Annotated in this window: 27 protein-coding genes and 1 pseudogene; 27 read left to right on the plus strand and 1 reads right to left on the minus strand. The window is 57.9% G+C overall.

Annotation, left to right across the window (positions count from 1 at the left end; genetic code table 11):
- The 10 genes and pseudogenes from tuf to rplP form a co-directional block, all read left to right on the plus strand.
- Positions 1 to 211: pseudogene (tuf, locus tag N4A58_RS18325) on the plus strand (elongation factor Tu); the annotation flags it as partial.
- A 152-nt stretch (positions 212 to 363) separates the two neighbouring features.
- Positions 364 to 672, plus strand: a complete 309-nt coding sequence (gene rpsJ, locus N4A58_RS18330) for a 30S ribosomal protein S10 (protein WP_072708088.1) — start codon at positions 364 to 366, stop codon at positions 670 to 672.
- Between the two features lie 10 nt (positions 673 to 682).
- A complete protein-coding gene (gene rplC, locus N4A58_RS18335) occupies positions 683 to 1,408 on the plus strand; it encodes a 50S ribosomal protein L3 (protein ID WP_072708086.1) in 726 nt (241 codons plus the stop codon).
- Entirely contained in the window at positions 1,405 to 2,022 is a 618-nt protein-coding gene (rplD, locus tag N4A58_RS18340; RefSeq protein WP_072708084.1) for a 50S ribosomal protein L4, read from the plus strand. Before rplC ends, rplD begins: the two co-directional genes overlap by 4 nt.
- A complete protein-coding gene (locus N4A58_RS18345; RefSeq protein ID WP_072708082.1) occupies positions 2,019 to 2,315 on the plus strand; it encodes a 50S ribosomal protein L23 in 297 nt (98 codons plus the stop codon). The genes rplD and N4A58_RS18345 overlap by 4 nt, the downstream gene beginning before the upstream one ends.
- Before the next feature lie 236 nt (positions 2,316 to 2,551).
- Positions 2,552 to 3,394 (plus strand): 50S ribosomal protein L2, encoded by an 843-nt coding sequence (gene rplB / locus N4A58_RS18350; RefSeq protein WP_072708080.1) that lies wholly within the window; start codon positions 2,552 to 2,554, stop codon positions 3,392 to 3,394.
- Positions 3,395 to 3,397: 3 nt separating this feature from the next.
- Entirely contained in the window at positions 3,398 to 3,679 is a 282-nt protein-coding gene (gene rpsS, locus N4A58_RS18355; protein ID WP_072708078.1) for a 30S ribosomal protein S19, read from the plus strand.
- Positions 3,680 to 3,682: 3 nt separating this feature from the next.
- A complete protein-coding gene (gene rplV, locus N4A58_RS18360; RefSeq protein WP_072708076.1) occupies positions 3,683 to 4,063 on the plus strand; it encodes a 50S ribosomal protein L22 in 381 nt (126 codons plus the stop codon).
- Positions 4,063 to 4,770: a 30S ribosomal protein S3 gene (gene rpsC, locus N4A58_RS18365; RefSeq protein ID WP_072708074.1), complete on the plus strand. Its 708-nt coding sequence runs from the start codon at positions 4,063 to 4,065 to the stop codon at positions 4,768 to 4,770. Before rplV ends, rpsC begins: the two co-directional genes overlap by 1 nt.
- Positions 4,771 to 4,783: 13 nt before the next feature.
- Entirely contained in the window at positions 4,784 to 5,197 is a 414-nt protein-coding gene (gene rplP / locus N4A58_RS18370; RefSeq protein WP_072708072.1) for a 50S ribosomal protein L16, read from the plus strand.
- A gap of 156 nt (positions 5,198 to 5,353) precedes the next feature.
- Here the strand turns inward: rplP and N4A58_RS18375 are convergent, their stop codons facing one another.
- Entirely contained in the window at positions 5,354 to 5,974 is a 621-nt protein-coding gene (locus tag N4A58_RS18375) for a TIGR02466 family protein (RefSeq protein WP_293712421.1), read from the minus strand.
- A 325-nt stretch (positions 5,975 to 6,299) separates the two neighbouring features.
- Between N4A58_RS18375 and rpmC the strand changes: the two genes are divergently transcribed.
- From rpmC to rpsM, 17 genes are all read left to right on the plus strand, one after another.
- Positions 6,300 to 6,503: a 50S ribosomal protein L29 gene (gene rpmC, locus N4A58_RS18380; protein WP_293712424.1), complete on the plus strand. Its 204-nt coding sequence runs from the start codon at positions 6,300 to 6,302 to the stop codon at positions 6,501 to 6,503.
- Between the two features lie 15 nt (positions 6,504 to 6,518).
- Positions 6,519 to 6,752: a 30S ribosomal protein S17 gene (rpsQ, locus tag N4A58_RS18385; protein WP_072708065.1), complete on the plus strand. Its 234-nt coding sequence runs from the start codon at positions 6,519 to 6,521 to the stop codon at positions 6,750 to 6,752.
- A gap of 67 nt (positions 6,753 to 6,819) precedes the next feature.
- Complete coding sequence (gene rplN / locus N4A58_RS18390; RefSeq protein WP_072708063.1) at positions 6,820 to 7,188, plus strand: 50S ribosomal protein L14; 369 nt, start codon at positions 6,820 to 6,822, stop codon at positions 7,186 to 7,188.
- On the plus strand, positions 7,188 to 7,502 hold the full coding sequence (rplX, locus tag N4A58_RS18395; RefSeq protein ID WP_072708061.1) for a 50S ribosomal protein L24: 315 nt from the start codon (positions 7,188 to 7,190) through the stop codon (positions 7,500 to 7,502). Before rplN ends, rplX begins: the two co-directional genes overlap by 1 nt.
- The gene (gene rplE, locus N4A58_RS18400) at positions 7,495 to 8,055 is read left to right on the plus strand and encodes a 50S ribosomal protein L5 (RefSeq protein WP_072708059.1); all 561 of its coding nucleotides are present in this window, start codon (positions 7,495 to 7,497) and stop codon (positions 8,053 to 8,055) included. The genes rplX and rplE overlap by 8 nt, the downstream gene beginning before the upstream one ends.
- A 17-nt stretch (positions 8,056 to 8,072) precedes the next feature.
- Positions 8,073 to 8,378, plus strand: coding sequence for a 30S ribosomal protein S14 (gene rpsN / locus N4A58_RS18405; protein ID WP_072708057.1), 306 nt, complete (start codon positions 8,073 to 8,075; stop codon positions 8,376 to 8,378).
- Positions 8,379 to 8,391: 13 nt separating this feature from the next.
- Positions 8,392 to 8,784, plus strand: coding sequence for a 30S ribosomal protein S8 (gene rpsH, locus N4A58_RS18410; protein ID WP_072708044.1), 393 nt, complete (start codon positions 8,392 to 8,394; stop codon positions 8,782 to 8,784).
- A 12-nt stretch (positions 8,785 to 8,796) separates the two neighbouring features.
- Entirely contained in the window at positions 8,797 to 9,330 is a 534-nt protein-coding gene (rplF, locus tag N4A58_RS18415; RefSeq protein ID WP_072708043.1) for a 50S ribosomal protein L6, read from the plus strand.
- Between the two features lie 11 nt (positions 9,331 to 9,341).
- Positions 9,342 to 9,701, plus strand: coding sequence for a 50S ribosomal protein L18 (gene rplR / locus N4A58_RS18420; protein WP_072708041.1), 360 nt, complete (start codon positions 9,342 to 9,344; stop codon positions 9,699 to 9,701).
- A 12-nt stretch (positions 9,702 to 9,713) separates the two neighbouring features.
- On the plus strand, positions 9,714 to 10,289 hold the full coding sequence (gene rpsE, locus N4A58_RS18425; RefSeq protein ID WP_072708039.1) for a 30S ribosomal protein S5: 576 nt from the start codon (positions 9,714 to 9,716) through the stop codon (positions 10,287 to 10,289).
- A gap of 12 nt (positions 10,290 to 10,301) precedes the next feature.
- A complete protein-coding gene (rpmD, locus tag N4A58_RS18430; protein WP_293712440.1) occupies positions 10,302 to 10,490 on the plus strand; it encodes a 50S ribosomal protein L30 in 189 nt (62 codons plus the stop codon).
- 399 nt (positions 10,491 to 10,889) lie between these two features.
- Positions 10,890 to 11,105 carry a DUF1127 domain-containing protein gene (locus N4A58_RS18435; RefSeq protein ID WP_293712443.1) on the plus strand — a complete coding sequence of 72 codons (216 nt, stop codon included), beginning with the start codon at positions 10,890 to 10,892 and terminating at the stop codon, positions 11,103 to 11,105.
- A 232-nt stretch (positions 11,106 to 11,337) separates the two neighbouring features.
- On the plus strand, positions 11,338 to 12,123 hold the full coding sequence (locus N4A58_RS18440; RefSeq protein WP_293712446.1) for an MBL fold metallo-hydrolase: 786 nt from the start codon (positions 11,338 to 11,340) through the stop codon (positions 12,121 to 12,123).
- A gap of 136 nt (positions 12,124 to 12,259) precedes the next feature.
- Positions 12,260 to 12,730, plus strand: a complete 471-nt coding sequence (rplO, locus tag N4A58_RS18445) for a 50S ribosomal protein L15 (protein ID WP_293712449.1) — start codon at positions 12,260 to 12,262, stop codon at positions 12,728 to 12,730.
- A 104-nt stretch (positions 12,731 to 12,834) separates the two neighbouring features.
- Positions 12,835 to 14,199, plus strand: a complete 1,365-nt coding sequence (gene secY / locus N4A58_RS18450) for a preprotein translocase subunit SecY (protein ID WP_293712452.1) — start codon at positions 12,835 to 12,837, stop codon at positions 14,197 to 14,199.
- On the plus strand, positions 14,196 to 14,843 hold the full coding sequence (locus tag N4A58_RS18455) for an adenylate kinase (RefSeq protein WP_072708031.1): 648 nt from the start codon (positions 14,196 to 14,198) through the stop codon (positions 14,841 to 14,843). The genes secY and N4A58_RS18455 overlap by 4 nt, the downstream gene beginning before the upstream one ends.
- 367 nt (positions 14,844 to 15,210) lie before the next feature.
- Positions 15,211 to 15,579, plus strand: a complete 369-nt coding sequence (gene rpsM / locus N4A58_RS18460) for a 30S ribosomal protein S13 (RefSeq protein ID WP_293712457.1) — start codon at positions 15,211 to 15,213, stop codon at positions 15,577 to 15,579.
- The last annotated feature ends 1 nt before the right edge of the window (position 15,580 follow it).

The raw sequence follows: 15,580 nt of genomic DNA on the forward strand, positions 1-15,580 counted from the left end.
GAACTACCGTCCGCAGTTCTACTTCCGTACCACTGACGTCACCGGTACCTGCATCCTGCCCGAGGGCACCGAGATGGTTATGCCCGGCGACAACCTGAAGCTGTCGGCAGAACTGATCGCGCCGATCGCAATGGAAGAAGGGCTCCGCTTCGCGATCCGCGAAGGCGGCCGCACCGTTGGTTCGGGCGTTGTCTCGAAAATCATCGAGTAAGCAGAAAATTCGACTTGTCAAACGGCGGCGCACCCCCTAAAGGGTGCGCCTCTGTATAGTCACTAGACCCAGACTATCGGGTTCGAAGAGGGCCGGCGGAATGAGCCTCCGAGTCCTCCTATCAACTCCAACGCCGCGAAAGGCTTCTACCTATGCAAGGCCAAAACATTCGCATTCGGCTCAAGGCGTTTGACTACCGCGTGCTGGACGCCAGCACTCAGGAAATCGTCAACACCGCGAAACGTACCGGCGCCCAAGTGCGTGGTCCGATTCCGCTGCCGAACAAGATCGAAAAATTCACCGTTCTGCGTGGCCCCCACGTGAACAAAAAATCCCGTGACCAGTTCGAGATCCGCACCCACAAGCGCATGCTCGACATCGTCGATCCGACTCCTCAGACCGTGGACGCGCTGATGAAGCTCGACCTGGCGGCGGGTGTTGACGTCGAGATCAAGGTATAAGGGGGCGATTATGCGTTCTGGTATCATCGCTAAAAAGGTCGGCATGACCCGTCTCTTCATGGAAGACGGCAAGCAGATCCCCGTAACCGTTCTGCAGCTGGAAAGCCTGCAGGTTGTCGCTCAGCGTACTAGCGAGCGTGACGGTTACACCGCAGTTCAGCTTGGTGCTGGCGCCGCGAAAGCAAAGCGCACCAGCCAAGCAATGCGTGGCCACTTCGCGGCTGCCAACGTTGCGCCCAAGCGCAAGGTTTGCGAATTCCGCGTGTCTGCGGAGAACCTGATCGAAGTCGGCGCCGAAATCTCGGCAGAGCACTTCCTCGAAGGCCAGAAGGTCGACGTATCGGGCACCTCGATCGGTAAAGGCTTCGCCGGTGCTATGAAGCGTCACAACTTCGGCGGTCTGCGTGCGTCGCACGGTGTCTCGATCAGCCACCGTTCGCATGGTTCGACCGGTCAGTGTCAGGGCCCGGGCAAGGTTTTCAAGGGTAAGAAGATGGCAGGGCACATGGGCGCCGTCCGCGTTACCACTCAGAACCTGGAAGTTGTCCGCACCGATGCAGACCGTGGTCTGATCATGGTGAAGGGCGCTGTTCCCGGCTCCAAAGGTGGCTGGGTCACCGTGAAAGATGCCGTGAAAAAGAAACTGCCCGAAGGCGTTCCTTTCCCGGCAGCTCTGAAATCCGCCGCAGCCGAAGCAGCTCCTGCTGTTGAAGCTTCGGAAGGGGGTGAAGCATGAAAATTGATGTGATCAACCTCGACGCCGGTGCAGCGGGCACTCTGGATCTGGACGAAGCAATCTTCGGCCTGGAGCCCCGCGCGGACATCCTGCACCGTGTGGTGCGTTGGCAGCGCAACAACGCGCAGGCCGGCACCCACAAGGTGAAGACCCGCACCGAAGTGTCGTACTCGACCAAGAAGATCTACCGTCAGAAGGGTACCGGTGGTGCTCGTCACGGTTCGCGCAAGGCGCCTATCTTCCGCAAGGGTGGCATCTACAAGGGTCCGACCCCGCGTAGCCACGGCCACGACCTGCCCAAGAAGGTCCGTAAGCTGGGTCTGATGCACGCGCTGAGCGCGAAAGCAAAAGCCGGTGAGCTGGTCATCATCGAGAACGCCGAAACCGAAGGTAAGACCGCAGCACTAGCCAAGCAGGTAAAGAACCTGGGCTGGAAGCGCGCTCTGATCATCGATGGCGCATCGGTGAACGAGGGCTTCAAGAAGGCAGCAGCAAACATCGAAGGTCTGGACATCCTGCCGTCGATGGGCGCGAACGTTTATGACATCCTGAAGCGTGACACTCTGGTTCTTACCAAAGCAGGTGTCGAAGCACTGGAGGCTCGCCTGAAATGAACGCGAAACCCGAATACTACGACGTGATCCGCAAGCCGGTTATCACCGAGAAAACCACCATGGCGTCGGAAAACAACGCTGTCGTTTTCGAAGTGGCAATCGACTCGAACAAGCCCCAGATCAAAGAAGCTGTTGAAGCTCTCTTTGGTGTGAAGGTCAAAGCGGTCAACACGACCATTGCGAAGGGTAAAACCAAGCGTTTCCGCGGTATCGCGGGCCGTCGCAAGGACGTGAAAAAGGCGTATGTCACTCTCGAAGAGGGCAACACCATCGACGTCTCGACCGGTCTCTAATCGGTTGAATTAGTTCACAGAAAGGCCTCCGCATTTGCGGGGGCCTTTTTGTATGGGGCTAGGGTAGGGCGCGCCAATCGGCCAAAGGGCATAAAACCCACGGCAGTCTATGGACGCCCCCAGTTTTATCTGGTACCTCGCTGCAATCTCACGGCCCCAGATTCGTTCTGGGGCCTGTGATTTATGTGAAAGGGTCCTCATGGTGAGGGCCACAAAGCAAACGGAAGACAGTAACCATGGCACTCAAGTCGTACAAACCGACAACGCCTGGCCAGCGCGGGCTGGTTCTGATCGACCGTTCGGAGCTTTGGAAAGGTCGCCCGGTTAAGGCTCTCACTGAGGGTCTGACCAAGAAAGGCGGCCGGAACAACACCGGACGGATCACCATGCGCCGCAAAGGCGGCGGGGCAAAGCGTCTCTACCGTATCGTGGACTTCAAGCGTCGCAAGTTCGACGTTGCCGCGACTGTAGAGCGTATCGAATACGACCCTAACCGCACCGCATTCATCGCGCTGATCCGCTATGAAGATGGCGAACAGGCATACATCCTGGCACCCCAGCGTCTGAGCGTTGGCGATACCGTGATTTCGTCCGCGAAAGCAGACATCAAGCCCGGTAACGCAATGCCCTTCTCGGGTCTGCCCATCGGTACCATCGTTCACAACATCGAACTTAAGCCCGGCAAAGGCGGTCAGATTGCCCGCGCTGCAGGTGCTTATGCACAGTTCGTTGGTCGTGACGGCGGCTACGCACAGATCCGCCTGTCGTCGGGCGAACTGCGTATGGTCCGTCAGGAATGCCTGGCAACCGTTGGCGCCGTGTCGAACCCCGACAACAGCAACCAGAACATCGGTAAAGCAGGTCGTAACCGCCACAAGGGCATCCGTCCTTCGGTTCGTGGTGTCGTTATGAACCCGATCGACCACCCTCACGGTGGTGGTGAAGGCCGTACCTCTGGTGGCCGTCACCCCGTTACTCCTTGGGGTAAGCCGACCAAAGGTGCGCGTACCCGCAACACCAATAAGGCATCGCAGAAGCTCATCCTGCGCTCGCGTCACGCCAAGAAGAAGGGTCGCTAATCGATGACACGCTCTGTATGGAAAGGGCCTTTTGTCGACGCTTACGTCCTCAAGAAGGCCGCGGCAGCTCGCGATTCGGGCCGCCTCAACGATGTTATCAAGATCTGGTCGCGTCGCTCGACGATTCTGCCCCAGTTCGTGGGTCTGACTTTCGGCGTTTACAACGGCCAGAAGCACATCCCAGTGATGATCACTGAAGACATGATCGGCCAGAAGTTCGGTGAATACTCGCCGACCCGTACCTACTACGGTCACGCGGCTGACAAAAAAGCGAAGCGGAAATAAGCCATGGGTAAGGAAAAGAATCCCCGTCGCGTGGCGGACAACGAAGCAATGGCAAAACTGCGCATGCTTCGCACCAGCCCGCAGAAGCTCAACCTTGTTGCTCAGCTGATCCGCGGCAAGAAGGTGGAAAAGGCTCTGACAGACCTGACCTTCTCGAACAAGCGTGTTGCGATCGACGTGAAGAAATGCCTTCAGTCGGCCATCGCAAACGCCGAGAACAACCACGGTCTGGACGTTGACGAGCTGATCGTTGCAGAAGCTTACGTTGGTAAGAACCTGGTCATGAAGCGCGGTCGTCCCCGTGCCCGTGGTCGCTTCGGCAAGATCATGAAGCCGTTCTCGGAAATCACCATCAAGGTCCGCCAGGTCGAGGAGCAAGCCTAATGGGTAACAAAACAAACCCCATCGGTATGCGCGTTCAGGTGAACCGCACTTGGGATAGCCGTTGGTTCGCAGAGTCCAAGGACTACGGTGATCTCCTGCTGGAAGACATCCGCATCCGCGAATTCATCAAAAAAGAGTGCAAGCAGGCGGGCATCGCTCGCGTGATCATCGAACGTCCGCACAAGAAGTGCCGTGTGACCATTCACACTGCACGCCCCGGTGTTATCATCGGTAAGAAAGGTGCTGACATCGAGGTTCTGCGCAAGAAACTGGCGGCTATGACCGACAGCGAACTGCACTTGAACATCGTCGAAGTTCGCAAGCCCGAGCTGGACGCCATGCTGGTTGCCGAGTCGATCGCTCAACAGCTGGAACGTCGTGTTTCGTTCCGTCGTGCGCTGAAGCGTGCGGTTCAGAACGCAATGCGTATGGGCGCCGGTGGTATCCGCGTGAACATCGCAGGTCGTCTGGGTGGCGCAGAAATCGCACGTACCGAATGGTACCGCGAAGGCCGCGTGCCCCTGCACACTCTGCGCGCTGACATCGATTATGCACACGCCGAAGCGTCGACACCCTACGGTATCATCGGCATCAAGGTGTTCATCTACAAAGGTGACATCATGGAGCACGATCCGTCGGCACGCGACCGTAAGGCCCAGGAACTCCAGGATGGCCCTGCACCTCGCGGTGCTGGCGGTCGTCGCTAAGGAGGGATGAGAAATGCTTCAACCAAAGCGTACTAAATTCCGCAAAATGCACAAAGGCCGTATTCACGGCCAAGCAAAAGGCGGTTCTGACCTGAACTTCGGCACCTATGGCCTGAAAGCCATCGAACCCGAGCGTATCACTGCGCGTCAGATCGAAGCTGCACGTCGTGCGATGACCCGTCACATGAAGCGCCAGGGTCGCGTCTGGATCCGTATCTTCCCGGATATGCCCGTCACCGCAAAGCCCATCGAAGTTCGTATGGGTAAAGGTAAGGGTTCGGTCGACCGTTGGGTCGCCAAGGTCAAGCCTGGCCGTATCATGTTCGAGATCGACGGTGTGGACGAAGAGATCGCACAAGAGGCACTGCGCCTCGCTGCGATGAAGCTGCCGATCAAGACCCGCGTTGTGGTCCGAGAGGACTGGTAATCGGGTCGCAGTTACCGCTGCGTTCCAAGAATTGAGAAGCCCCCGCCGTCGGCGGGGGTTTTTCTTTGGCCCCGTCCCCCGTGGACGGGGAACTGTTCAAAGAAAAGGCCAATGCGCGTGCATCGGCCTTTGGCTCTTAGTGGGGAAGGGCGGGGCTTATTCCCACTTGTAGTTGAAGCTCACTGAAATGCGGTCATCCTCTGCCATGTTCATGGGCACCTCATGCCGAAGCCAGCTTTCCCAGAGCAGCACGTCGCCCACTTCGGGCGCGCGGTAGACAAAGGTCTTCAGCTCGTCACGGCAGTCTTTCTTGCGGATCGGAGAGGCCATCATCATGATGTGGCGGGGGTCTTCGTACTTAATCGCTTTGGACCCTTCGGGCATGTAGACGTACGTCGTGCCAGAGATTACCGAGTGCGGGTGGATGTGCGAGGTATGGATGCCACCTTCAGGAAGGATGTTGATCCAGATATCTTCCAGAACCAGCTTCTTGTCGCCAAGGTCGAATTCCAGGTCCTGAGCAAACGCCGCGACGTGGGCGTCCAGTGCTTTCACAAGATCAGCAAAGATAGGGGACCGCCACGGCAGGTCGGTCAGGGAGGCGTAGCTGGTGTAACCGGGATAGCCATTCTGCTCGCACCACTCGAGGCCAGCATCGTCGTCTTCGGCGATCGCGACACAGGAATCCTCGAGCTCTTGAGGATCAATCACGGGCTCATGCTCGGACAATTTGGCGTGGTACAGGCGGGTGACGAAGAGCGAAGAGATCTCTGCCATGGTGTCCTCTTTGGGCTGGTGGGCGCCTTTTATCAGTGCAGGCGCCGTGGACGTGCGCGTTGCCCCACACTTCTGCTTTCTCGCCCTATTGCGCAAGAGGGAGCAGTATGCTTTCATCGACGCATCGCAACGATTGCCCGCCAGTCGCGGCAGTTCTTCGGAAACCCCAAGTTTTTCGAAGGAATCGGTTGCCTTTCACCTGAATGACATGTAGTGGAACCCATCTCTGCGCTTCGGCGTAGGATTTGTGTTCCCTAAACGAACCTCCACCGGATCACGGGTTACCCCCAAAGGGCCCGCCGGTGATGTTGAAAGGATAAGGCGAATGAACGCCCAAGATCTGCGTGGCAAGACGCCCGATCAGCTCCGCGAGGACCTGACGGCTCTTAAGAAAGAAGCCTTCAACCTGCGTTTCCAGCAGGCCACTGGCCAAATCGAAAACACCGCACGTATGCGTCAGGTAAAGCGCGACACCGCTCGTGTCCTGACCATCCTCAACGAAAAGGCCGCGCAAGCGGCTGCTGAATAAGCGGAGCTCTGAAGAATGCCCAAACGTATCCTGCAAGGCACCGTGACCAGCGACGCGAACGAGCAAACCATCACCGTTCGCGTAGAGCGTCGTTTTAAGCACCCCGTGCTTAAGAAGACCATCAAGAAGTCGAAGAAGTACCGCGCACACGACGCAGAGAATGCCTACAAAGTTGGTGATCTCGTCCGCATCATCGAATGCGCGCCTTACTCGAAAACCAAGCGTTGGGAAGTTCTGGCGAAAGCTTGAGCTCTCAGCTGAGAGAAACCCTGGGGGTTCAGGCCCCTAAGCCTCCCCAAAGGTCCGGAGAAACCAAATGATCCAGATGCAGACCAATCTGGATGTCGCTGATAACTCGGGCGCACGCCGAGTTCAGTGCATCAAGGTCCTCGGTGGTTCCAAGCGCAAATACGCTTCGGTCGGCGACATCATCGTCGTATCCGTTAAAGAAGCTATTCCGCGCGGCCGTGTTAAGAAAGGCGACGTCCGCAAGGCCGTAGTCGTTCGTACCGCCAAGGAAGTACGTCGCGAAGATGGCACCGCCATCCGCTTTGACCGCAATGCCGCGGTGATCCTCAACAACAACGGCGAGCCTGTTGGCACCCGTATTTTTGGCCCGGTCGTTCGCGAACTGCGCGCCAAAAACTTCATGAAGATCATCTCGCTCGCCCCGGAGGTGCTGTAATGGCTGCGAAACTCCGTAAAGGTGACAAGGTCATCGTTCTTGCCGGTAAGGACAAGGGCAAAGAAGGCACCATCACTTCGGTAGACCCCAAGTCGGGCAAAGCCGTTGTCGAAGGCGTTAACATGGCCATCCGTCACACTCGTCAGACCCAGAACGCTCAGGGTGGCCGTCTGCCCAAAGCGCTTCCGATCCAGCTGTCGAACCTCGCGCTCGTCGACCCCAAAGAGGGCGGTGCGACCCGCGTTGGCTTCCGCATGGAAGGTGACAAGAAGGTCCGTTTTGCCAAGAAATCGGGGGAAGTGATCGATGCTTGATACCGCAAACTACACCCCGCGTCTGAAGGCTCAGTACCGCGAAACCATCAAAGCCGCTCTCATGGAAGAGTTTGGCTACAAGAATGAGATGATGCTCCCTAAGCTGGACAAAATCGTTCTGAACATTGGTGCCGGTGCTGAATCGGTTCGCGACTCCAAGAAAGCGAAATCGGCTCAGGAAGACCTGTCCGCAATCGCTGGTCAGCAGGCCGTCATCACCAAAGCAAAGAAGTCGATCGCTGGCTTCCGCGTACGTGAAGGCATGCCTCTTGGCGCAAAAGTCACCCTGCGTGGCGACCGGATGTATGAATTCCTTGATCGTCTGATCACCATCGCGATGCCCCGCATCCGCGACTTCCGTGGTGTGAAGCCGTCGTTTGATGGTCGTGGCAACTTCGCCATGGGCCTGAAGGAACACATCGTCTTCCCCGAAATCAACTTCGACAAAGTAGACGAAGTTTGGGGTATGGACATCATCATCTGCACCACTGCGAAAACTGACGGTGAAGCGAAGGCGCTGCTCAAGCACTTCAACATGCCGTTCAACGCGTAATCGCGAAAGGGTAAGACATGGCTAAGAAAGCAATGATCGAACGCGAGAAGAAGCGTGAACGCCTGGTCGCGAAATACGCAGCCAAGCGCGCCGCTCTGAAAGAGATCGCGAATGACGAAAGCAAGTCGATGGAAGAGCGTTTCAAAGCGCGCCTCCAGCTTGCGAAACTGCCGCGCAATAGCTCGGCGACCCGCCTGCACAACCGCTGCCAGCTGACCGGCCGTCCCCACGCTTACTACCGTAAGCTGAAGGTAAGCCGTATCGCGCTGCGCGAACTGGGCTCCAACGGTCAGGCCCCCGGCCTGGTGAAATCGAGCTGGTAAGAGGAGATATAGAATGAACGATCCTCTCGGCGATATGCTCACCCGTATCCGTAACGCTCAGATGCGCGGCAAGTCCACTGTGACCACCCCCGCTTCGAAGCTCCGCGGCTGGGTTCTGGATGTGCTCCTCGATGAGGGCTACATCCGTGGCTACGAGAAAACCACTGACGAGAGCGGCCACCCGGCCATCGAAATCTCTCTGAAGTACTACGAAGGCGCTCCCGTGATCCGTGAGATCAAGCGTGTGTCGAAGCCCGGTCGTCGCGTCTACATGGGCGCGAAAGAAATCCCCGAAGTCCGTCAGGGCCTGGGTGTTTCGATCGTTTCGACTCCGAAGGGTGTAATGTCGGATGCAGCAGCACGTCACGCCAATGTTGGCGGCGAAGTGCTCTGCACCGTATTCTAAGGAGGTCTCGTAATGTCTCGTATTGGTAAGAAACCGGTCGAGCTGCCCTCCGGCGTTTCGGCGTCGCTTTCGGGCCAGACCATTGAAGTAAAGGGCCCCAAGGGTACCCTGACCTTCACTGCTACCGATGATGTCACCATCACCATCGACGGCAACACTGTCTCTGTTGATCCTCGCGGTTCGTCGAAGCGCGCGCGTCAGCAGTGGGGCATGAGCCGCACCATGATCGCGAACCTCGTCAACGGCGTTACTGAAGGCTTCAAAAAAGAGCTGGAAATCGTCGGTGTTGGTTACCGTGCTCAGGTGCAGGGCAACTCGATCCGTCTTAACCTCGGCTACTCGCACGATGTTGACTTCGCGATCCCTGCTGGTGTGACCGCAACCACGCCCAAGCCCACCGAGATCGTCCTGGAAGGGATCGATGCTCAATTGGTAGGTGAAACCGCTGCGAAGATTCGCGAATGGCGCCGCCCCGAGCCTTACAAAGGCAAGGGTATCCGGTACCGTGGCGAGTACATCTTCCAGAAGGAAGGCAAGAAGAAGTAAGGACGCGAAAGATGGCAAACAGCAAACGTACCCTGTTTCTGAAGCGTCGCCAGCGCGTTCGGAACAAACTGCGGAAAATGGCCGATGGTCGTGCCCGCCTCTCGGTGTATCGCTCGAACAAGAACATCAGCGTTCAGCTGATCGACGACCTTCAGGGACGCACCCTCGCCGCCGCTTCGAGCCAGGAAAAAGACCTGGGTCTCGCAGGCAAGAACAACCAGGAAGCCGCCGCCAAGGTTGGTGCCCTCATCGCCGAGCGTGCCAAGGCCGCTGGCGTGGAAGTATGCTACTTCGATCGTGGTGGCTATCTCTTCCATGGCACCATCAAGGCGCTGGCCGATGCCGCCCGTGAGGGCGGACTGAAGTTCTAAGGAGAAGACGATATGGCAGAACGTGAAAACCGCCGGGATCGCCGCAACGAGCGCGAAGAAACCCCGGAATTCGCCGATCGTCTGGTGGCGATCAACCGTGTGTCGAAAACCGTTAAGGGTGGTAAGCGCTTTGGCTTCGCTGCTCTGGTGGTTGTCGGCGACCAGAAAGGCCGCGTAGGCTTCGGCAAGGGTAAAGCGAAAGAAGTACCCGAGGCGATCCGCAAGGCCACTGAGCAAGCAAAGCGCAAGATGATCCGCGTGCCGCTGCGTGAAGGGCGTACCCTTCACCACGACATCGAAGGTCGTCACGGTGCAGGCCGCGTAGTGATGCGTACCGCCCCTCAGGGTACCGGTATCATCGCAGGTGGTCCGATGCGCGCTGTGTTCGAGATGCTGGGTGTTCAGGACGTTGTTGCGAAGTCGATCGGCTCGCAGAACCCCTACAACATGATCCGTGCAACTCTCGACGCTCTGAGCCTCGAAGCTTCGCCCCGTCAGGTGGCACAGCGCCGTGGCAAGAAGGTTGCAGACATCCTGCACAAGTATGACGAAGCTCCTGCGGAAGCAGAAGCATCGGCAGAAGCGTAAGGAGACGGACACATGGCAAAGACCATCGTTGTTAAGCAGATCGGCAGCCCGATCCGCCGCCCTGCAGTTCAGCGCCAGATCCTCATCGGTCTGGGCCTGAACAAGATGCACAAGACCCGTGAGCTCGAGGACACCCCCTCGATCCGCGGCATGGTTCGGAAAATCCCGCACCTGGTCGAGATCATCGAAGAGCGCGACTAATCGCAGTCTTCAAATGACAGCAAACGCCCCGCAGGAAACTGTGGGGCGTTTTGCGTTTCGCAGGTGCAGAATAGATTCGCGGAATCAGCCGCTCCCGGCTGACTTACATGTAAGAATGATTCGTATCGTATCGGACCGGCCCTGTGCCATCTGCATACCATCGCATCCCAAAACCCCATAAAACGCTGGTTTTGCGCAGGAATTGCATGGCCGCTTTGATCCATGTGCATCAGACTCAGCTTTCAAGACGCCAGTCATGCTGCAACTGCATAACGGGCAGACCAAACCGGAAATTGTTAGCGCCATCACGGTATCGTATCTATTGGATGTCCAAAGACGAAAGACACAACACAGACCTCCGGGGAATACGCCCCGCTCCGATACGAAGGAACATCGAACATGGCATTTGTACACGCACCCTCCCGCACCGGCTTCCACGTCGCTGAGCGTTTCAATGTCGCCCTCGAAGCGATCAAATCGTTCCGCGCTCGCCGCGCAGCATTCAACCGCTGCTTCAACGAACTGGCCCTGCTGTCGGATCGTGAACTGAGCGACATCGGCATCAGCCGCATGGACATCCCCACCATCGCTGCTCAGGAAGCTGCGAAGGTATAAAGAATTACCGGTTAGGCCCCGCGCAACTCCTCCTCCCTTCGTTACGCTTCTCCTCCTCCCTGAGCGTGACGGGCGTAGGGCCGAACATTTCCCTAGTGCTCGTGACTTGTTTAATGAGTGCAAAACCAAAAGCCTCCTGGATCCGCTCCAGGGGGCGTTTCTACGTCACGGCTTCGTGATTGGTCGCACGGTTCCCCGACCATACTTTCGGAGGGAACAGGAGGACTGTATTATGACCATCTCACGTCGCGCCTTTATGGCGACCACTGCAGCTGCAGGAATGATTGCCGTTATGCCCTTTACCGCCCACGCTGCCGCTCATGGCATGAACACCTTCGAGACAGGGCAGGGGCCCCTGACCATCCACCCGATCGAGCACGCGTCGATCGTGATGGAGACGCCGATGGGCGTGATCTACGTTGATCCGGTCGGCGATGCGGCGCTCTATGCTGATTTCCTCGAGCCCGATCTGATTCTGATCACCCACGAGCATGGTGACCACTACAACGCGGACACACTGGCCGCGCTGGCGGTTGAGAAGACCACCTTCATCACCAACCCCAACGTCTATGACATGCTGGACGCCGCCATGCAGGGCAAAGCAACTTCGCTGGCGAACGGCGATACGGCGGATTTCAATGGCATCGGCATCCAAGCGATTCCCGCCTACAACACCACTGCAGAGCGCGCGAACTTCCACCCCGAGGGGCGCGACAACGGCTATGTGCTGACCATGGGTGATTTCAAAACCTACATCTCGGGCGACACCGAAGTGACCCCCGCGATGGAAGCGCTCACCGACATCGATTTGGCTTTCGTCTGCATGAACCTGCCCTTTACCATGGGTGTCGAAGCCGCAGCTAAGGGCGTCGCGGCCTTCAAACCCGCCGTCGTTTACCCCTACCACTTCCGCAACAAGGACAAGACCTACTCGGATCTTGAAACCTTTGCGTCGCTCGTTGGGGGCAACGCCGAAGTCCGGATGGGTGACTGGTATGGCGGGGCAGATCACGCCTAAGCAGGCGCACTTGCCAAAACACAATGAGGCGTGTAAACGCCGCGGGTGGCTCTGATTCAGGGCCACCTTTATTTTTATCTACGCCGCGTTTGTCCCATCCGTCGCTGGGGGGCACATCCGGCAAAGGAGAAGCGACATGAAACTGCACGAACTTCGTGACAATCCGGGCGCAGCGCCCAAGAAAAAACGCGTAGCCCGTGGCCCCGGTTCGGGCAAAGGCAAGATGGCTGGCCGTGGTATCAAAGGTCAGAAATCGCGTTCGGGTGTGGCCATCAACGGCTACGAAGGCGGCCAGATGCCCCTGTACCAGCGCCTGCCCAAGCGTGGCTTCAACAAGCCCAACCGCAAGGCATTCGCTGTTGTAAACCTGGGCCTGATCCAGAAATTCGTCGAAGCCGGCAAGATCGACGCAGCTCAGCCCGTCACCGAAGACGCTCTGGTTGCTTCGGGTCTGGTACGCCGCAAGCTGGACGGCATCCGTGTTCTGGCGAAAGGTGAAGTCACCACCGCCCTGAACATCGAAGTCACCGGTGCTTCGAAGTCGGCTGTCGAAGCTGTCGAAAAAGCAGGCGGCTCGCTGAAGGTCGCTGCTGCGGCGGCTGAATAAGGTGTTGTGAGCGGCTCCCCAGCCGCTTACATCGTACCTAGTTTTCCAAAGCGCCGCCAAGCAGGGGAACTGCTTTGGCGGCGCTGTCATGAAAGAGACCGCAAATGGCATCTGCAGCAGAGCAAATGGCGGCGAACACCAGTTGGGCCGCATTGGGCAAGGCCGCTGATCTTCGTAGCCGCATCTTTTTTACTCTCGGGCTTCTGATCGTCTACCGCCTTGGCACCTATATTCCGGTGCCCGGTATCGACGGCAACGCACTGCGTAACTTCATGGACGGCGCGGCTGCCGGTCTCGGCGGCATCCTGAACATGTTTACGGGTGGCGCGATCAGCCGCATGGGTATCTTTGCCCTCGGCATTATGCCCTATATCTCGGCCTCGATTATCGTTCAGCTTCTGACCTCGCTGGTTCCCTCGATGGAGCAGCTGAAGAAAGAAGGCGAACAGGGTCGCAAGAAAATCAACCAGTACACCCGCTACGCCACCGTGCTTATCGGCACGTTCCAGGCCTTTGGTCTGGCCAAAAGCCTCGAGGCTGGCGATCTGGTGCACACCCCCGGCATGTTCTTTGTCGCGTCCTGCGTGATCACGCTGGTCGGCGGCACCATGTTCCTGATGTGGCTGGGTGAACAGATCACCGCACGCGGCATCGGCAACGGCATCTCGCTGATCATCTTTGTTGGTATCATCGCGGAAATCCCCGCAGCACTGGCCCAGTTCCTGAGCCAAGGCCGTTCGGGCGCGATCAGCCCCGCTGTGATCATCGGTGTGATCGTCATGATGATCGCCCTGATCGCCTTTGTGGTGTTCCTCGAGCGCAGCCTGCGCAAGATCCACATCCAGTATCCCCGCCGTCAGGTGGGCATGAAGGTGTACGACGGTGGTACCTCTCACCTGCCGATCAAGGTCAACCCCGCTGGCGTGATCCCCGCGATCTTTGCGTCGTCGCTGCTGCTGCTGCCGACCACCATCGCGACCTTCTCGGGCAACTCGACTGGTCCGGTTCTCTCGACCATTCTGGCGTACTTTGGCCCCGGCCAACCGCTGTATCTGCTGTTCTTTGCCGGCATGATCGTATTCTTCGCGTACTTCTACACCCACAACGTGGCGTTCAAGACCGATGACGTGGCCGACAACCTGAAGAACCAGAACGGCTTTGTGCCCGGCATTCGCCCCGGCGAAAAGACCGCGCAGTACTTCGAATACGTCGTGAACCGCGTGCTGGTTCTGGGCTCGGCTTATCTGGCGTTCGTCTGTCTGCTGCCCGAAATCATCCGCAGCCAGCTTGCCATTCCGTTCTACTTCGGTGGTACCTCGGTTCTGATCGTTGTGTCGGTGACCATGGACACCATCCAGCAAGTGCAGTCGCACCTTCTGGCCCACCAGTATGAAGGCTTGATCGAGAAGTCGCAGCTTCGCGGCCGCGGCTCCAAGCGCGCAAAACGCAAAGGACCCGCACGTCGATGACTACGAACATTATCCTTCTCGGGCCTCCGGGCGCTGGCAAAGGCACTCAGGCACGTAAACTGGTCGAAGAGCGCGGCATGGTCCAACTCTCCACCGGCGACATGCTGCGCGAAGCTCAGGCGTCGGGCAGCGAGATGGGCAAGAAGGTTGCTGCTGTCATGGCAGCGGGCCAGCTCGTCACCGACGAGATCGTCATCGGCCTGATCCGCGAAAAGCTGGAGCAGGGCAGCGAAGGTGGTTTCATCTTTGACGGCTTCCCCCGCACGCTGGCGCAAGCCGACGCTCTGGGTGATCTGCTGACCGCCATGGGCGCCAAGCTGGATGCTGTCATTGAAATGCGTGTGGACGACGAAGCACTGGTGCAGCGCATCACCGCCCGCTCGACCTGTGGCGATTGTGGCGAGGTCTACAACGACATCACCAAGCCGATCCCTGCTGACGGCAAGTGTTCCAACTGTGGCGGCACCGAGTTCAAGCGCCGCGCCGACGACAACGAGGACAGCCTCCGCCAGCGTCTGATGGAGTACTACAAAAAGACCTCGCCGCTGATCGGGTACTACTACGCCAAGGGCGACCTGAGCAGCGTCAACGGTCTAGGCGAGATCGACGCCGTGCAGGCAGAGATCGCCAAAATCCTAGGCTAATTCCAGCCAGACAAACTGATTGACGCGACCTCCGATGCTGCAAATGCTCGGAGGTCGCATTGCATTTGGGGGCAGGGCAGGGTATGGTCTTCCTCAATAGGCCCAACCTGTTTGATCATTTACTCCGTGTGCATGGCTGTTCACCAAAAACAGAGAAAATGCATGCCGGTAGTAGAATGGTCTGTGGCGCTATTGACCTTTCCTCAAAACTTTCCTACCTACGCGCACTCTATGGGGAATCGCGCCTTTTGGTTGATTCCCTCCCGCACATCGAATTCAGCGTGCGCCCGGCGGCATGTATGCCTCGGGCTTCCGTTGTGAAAAAAGGTTCTGGTGCTACGGAACCGCAACGAAAAGGAAGATTAACGTGGCTCGTATTGCCGGCGTAAACATCCCGACCAACAAGCGAGTGCCGATCGCACTCACCTACATCACTGGCATCGGTTCGACTTCGGCCGAAGCTATCTGTGAAGCTGTGAACATCGAACGTTCGCGCCGCGTCAATGAACTTTCGGATGCCGAAGTTCTGGCGATCCGCGAGCACATCGACGCAAACTACACCGTTGAAGGTGACCTGCGCCGTGAAGTTCAGATGAACATCAAGCGCCTGATGGACCTCGGCTGCTACCGTGGCCTCCGTCACCGCCGTAACCTGCCCGTTCGCGGTCAGCGTACCCACACCAACGCTCGCACCCGCAAAGGCCCCGCAAAGGCCATCGCTGGTAAGAAGAAGTAAG

Source organism: Donghicola sp. (genome assembly GCF_025210255.1).
Lineage (GTDB): Bacteria > Pseudomonadota > Alphaproteobacteria > Rhodobacterales > Rhodobacteraceae > Donghicola > Donghicola eburneus.

Coding starts and splice junctions, on each gene's coding strand:
- rpsN (WP_072708057.1), top strand. CDS start 8,073: ATGGCTAAGAAAGCAATGATCGAACGCGAGAAGAAGCGTGAACGCCTG.
- rpsH (WP_072708044.1), top strand. CDS start 8,392: ATGAACGATCCTCTCGGCGATATGCTCACCCGTATCCGTAACGCTCAG.
- rplP (WP_072708072.1), top strand. CDS start 4,784: ATGCTTCAACCAAAGCGTACTAAATTCCGCAAAATGCACAAAGGCCGT.
- N4A58_RS18455 (WP_072708031.1), top strand. CDS start 14,196: ATGACTACGAACATTATCCTTCTCGGGCCTCCGGGCGCTGGCAAAGGC.
- rpsQ (WP_072708065.1), top strand. CDS start 6,519: ATGCCCAAACGTATCCTGCAAGGCACCGTGACCAGCGACGCGAACGAG.
- rplD (WP_072708084.1), top strand. CDS start 1,405: ATGAAAATTGATGTGATCAACCTCGACGCCGGTGCAGCGGGCACTCTG.
- rpsJ (WP_072708088.1), top strand. CDS start 364: ATGCAAGGCCAAAACATTCGCATTCGGCTCAAGGCGTTTGACTACCGC.
- rplF (WP_072708043.1), top strand. CDS start 8,797: ATGTCTCGTATTGGTAAGAAACCGGTCGAGCTGCCCTCCGGCGTTTCG.
- rpsE (WP_072708039.1), top strand. CDS start 9,714: ATGGCAGAACGTGAAAACCGCCGGGATCGCCGCAACGAGCGCGAAGAA.
- N4A58_RS18435 (WP_293712443.1), top strand. CDS start 10,890: ATGGCATTTGTACACGCACCCTCCCGCACCGGCTTCCACGTCGCTGAG.
- rplB (WP_072708080.1), top strand. CDS start 2,552: ATGGCACTCAAGTCGTACAAACCGACAACGCCTGGCCAGCGCGGGCTG.
- secY (WP_293712452.1), top strand. CDS start 12,835: ATGGCATCTGCAGCAGAGCAAATGGCGGCGAACACCAGTTGGGCCGCA.
- rplO (WP_293712449.1), top strand. CDS start 12,260: ATGAAACTGCACGAACTTCGTGACAATCCGGGCGCAGCGCCCAAGAAA.
- rplE (WP_072708059.1), top strand. CDS start 7,495: ATGCTTGATACCGCAAACTACACCCCGCGTCTGAAGGCTCAGTACCGC.
- rpsC (WP_072708074.1), top strand. CDS start 4,063: ATGGGTAACAAAACAAACCCCATCGGTATGCGCGTTCAGGTGAACCGC.
- rplX (WP_072708061.1), top strand. CDS start 7,188: ATGGCTGCGAAACTCCGTAAAGGTGACAAGGTCATCGTTCTTGCCGGT.
- N4A58_RS18440 (WP_293712446.1), top strand. CDS start 11,338: ATGACCATCTCACGTCGCGCCTTTATGGCGACCACTGCAGCTGCAGGA.
- rplR (WP_072708041.1), top strand. CDS start 9,342: ATGGCAAACAGCAAACGTACCCTGTTTCTGAAGCGTCGCCAGCGCGTT.
- N4A58_RS18345 (WP_072708082.1), top strand. CDS start 2,019: ATGAACGCGAAACCCGAATACTACGACGTGATCCGCAAGCCGGTTATC.
- rplC (WP_072708086.1), top strand. CDS start 683: ATGCGTTCTGGTATCATCGCTAAAAAGGTCGGCATGACCCGTCTCTTC.
- N4A58_RS18375 (WP_293712421.1), bottom strand. CDS start 5,974: ATGGCAGAGATCTCTTCGCTCTTCGTCACCCGCCTGTACCACGCCAAA.
- rpmD (WP_293712440.1), top strand. CDS start 10,302: ATGGCAAAGACCATCGTTGTTAAGCAGATCGGCAGCCCGATCCGCCGC.
- rplV (WP_072708076.1), top strand. CDS start 3,683: ATGGGTAAGGAAAAGAATCCCCGTCGCGTGGCGGACAACGAAGCAATG.
- rpmC (WP_293712424.1), top strand. CDS start 6,300: ATGAACGCCCAAGATCTGCGTGGCAAGACGCCCGATCAGCTCCGCGAG.
- rplN (WP_072708063.1), top strand. CDS start 6,820: ATGATCCAGATGCAGACCAATCTGGATGTCGCTGATAACTCGGGCGCA.
- rpsS (WP_072708078.1), top strand. CDS start 3,398: ATGACACGCTCTGTATGGAAAGGGCCTTTTGTCGACGCTTACGTCCTC.